The sequence below is a fragment of the Longimicrobium sp. genome, from assembly GCF_036554565.1.
Lineage (GTDB): Bacteria > Gemmatimonadota > Gemmatimonadetes > Longimicrobiales > Longimicrobiaceae > Longimicrobium.
Genome location: NZ_DATBNB010000421.1, coordinates 1 through 2034, shown reverse-complemented (window position 1 = coordinate 2034; position 2034 = coordinate 1). Strand labels below are relative to the sequence as shown.

Below are 2034 nucleotides of genomic sequence, written 5' to 3'. Positions count from 1 at the left end.
TCCCCCGGCAAACTGCGCCGGGAGAGGGGGGAACTTCGGATGGGTTCGACGCTGTGCCGGTGCATGCCGCGGGAGCCCTCTCCCCCCGGCCCCCGTCCCCCGCTGCGCAGGGGAGGGGGAGACCTGAATCGCGCTTCGGCTGGCCACGCGCACTCGACTGGCTCCCTTCCCCCGCGCAGTTTGCGGGGGAAGGGCTGGGGATGGGGGGCGCCGGCCCGAGCACCGAACCCGGCTCCACGCGCCCCGATCCTGGATCAATCCCGGAAGAACCACCTCACGCCGAACATGGCGCGGGCCCCAGGCAGCCCGGCGAGGCCGGTCAGGTCGCGCGGAACGACGTCGAATGCCGTGTTCAGGTTGAGCAGGTTGTCCAGACGCCAGAACGCGCGAACGTCGAGCACACGCACCTGCGCGAACAGGTTGAAGAGTGCGTACCGGTTCGTCAGCACGTCCGGCACACCTGTTTCGGGATTCAGCAGCGTCGCCGCGTCGCGCGCGACCATCTCCACGCGGATCGTCGGCTCCAGGTTGCCGCCGCGGTAGATCCAGTGGTACTCCAGCGCCGCACGCCCGAACCGCGCGGGCGTGTACGGCCGCTCGGGTGTGGTGAAGAAGTCCGTGTACTGCACGTCCGCACGGATCTGCCGCACGAGCACGGGAAAACTGGTGAAGGCCTCGATCCCGGAAACCGTGCCGCCACTGACGGCGGGCTGCCCGCGGTCGAACCAGAAGCCGAACGGGGCCACGGTGCTCAGGTCGTGCGCCACGAACGCGGCACCCGCCTGCAGGGGGCCGCGCGACCATTCGGCGCCCGCGCGCACGCCGTTCACGCGCGCGTCGATCCCCGGAAACCGCACCACCGTCAGCGTGTCGAACTCGGGAATGTCGGGGTTGATGACGTGCCCCAGGTTGCGGACGATGCTGGTGTCGTTCACCCAGGCGTTGATCCCGCGGTTCCCCGACGCCAGCGAGCCGAAGACGGACACCCCGCCCCACGGCCCCGCGCGGCCCGACGCCTCCAGCTCCAGCCCGGTGACGCCGCCCCACGAGGTGGCGCGCACCTCGCCCCAGGCGGCGACGAAGGGCAGCGGCGCCAGCTCGGCACGCGCGGACAGCTCCGTGCCGTTCGCCGTGAATCCCTCGGCGTCCACCTGCCGCCAGCGGACCGCGCCCGTCAACGTGCCCAGCGGCACGTCCAGCGCCGCCCGCGCGTAGGCCTGCACGGCTTCGCGCTCGAGGGTCACCTCGTCCACCGTCGTCTGCCAGCTGCGGCCCAGCGCCCCGTCCAGCCACACCCGGCCGAAGAACCGTCCACGGCCGCGCAGCAGCAGCTCGCCCCGGTCGTACTCCTCGCGCGGCAGGCTGTCCGCCCCCAGGAGCACGAGTCTTCGGTTGGCGGTGATCGCCGTCGTCCGATAGTCGAGCTGCAGCGCGTGGTTGGGGGTGAACGCGTAGCTCAGCCGCGTGAATACCGTGTTCTCGTTGAACGGCTCGGCGTTGCGATACCCGCGCGTCTCCACCAGGTCCAGCCCCACCGCGCCGATCAGGCGGCCCCCGAGCGGCCGGGTAAAGAGTCCGCGCAGCACGCGCGTGCCGAGGTCGCCCTCACCGCCATCGATCTGCGCGAACGGCCGCCGGTCGGAAAGGCGGATGGTCTGGATGTCCACCCGCGTCTCCGCCAGCCCGCGGGTGACGCGGACCTCCGTCACGTCCACTAAAGGAATGCGCTGCAGCTCGGGGCTGGACGCGAGCAGGGGTGGCATCTCCCATCCGTCCATGAACACGCGCAGCCGCCCGCCGCCTCCACCGTAGCTGGCGACCCCCGCCGGGCGGCCGGGGCTTCCCTCGCGGGTGACCACCAGCCCGGGGATGCGGTCCAGCAGCTCCAGCAGCGAAAGCCCGTGGAAGCGCCCCAGTTCCCTGGCGCCGAACACCCACATGCCGGCGCCGAACCCCTCCACCCGGCCCTCGGGAAAGAGCGGAAAGTTCGGCGCGGGAAGCGTGGAATCGGCCGGGACGCTGTCGGGCTTCGGC

General features: G+C 71.8%; 1 protein-coding gene. It reads right to left on the bottom strand.

Annotation, left to right across the window (positions count from 1 at the left end):
• Window positions 1-254 precede the first annotated feature (254 nt).
• Window positions 255-2034 (bottom strand): TonB-dependent receptor plug domain-containing protein (locus VIB55_RS11500; RefSeq protein ID WP_331876805.1); only part of this gene is annotated, 1780 nt, incomplete at its 5' end.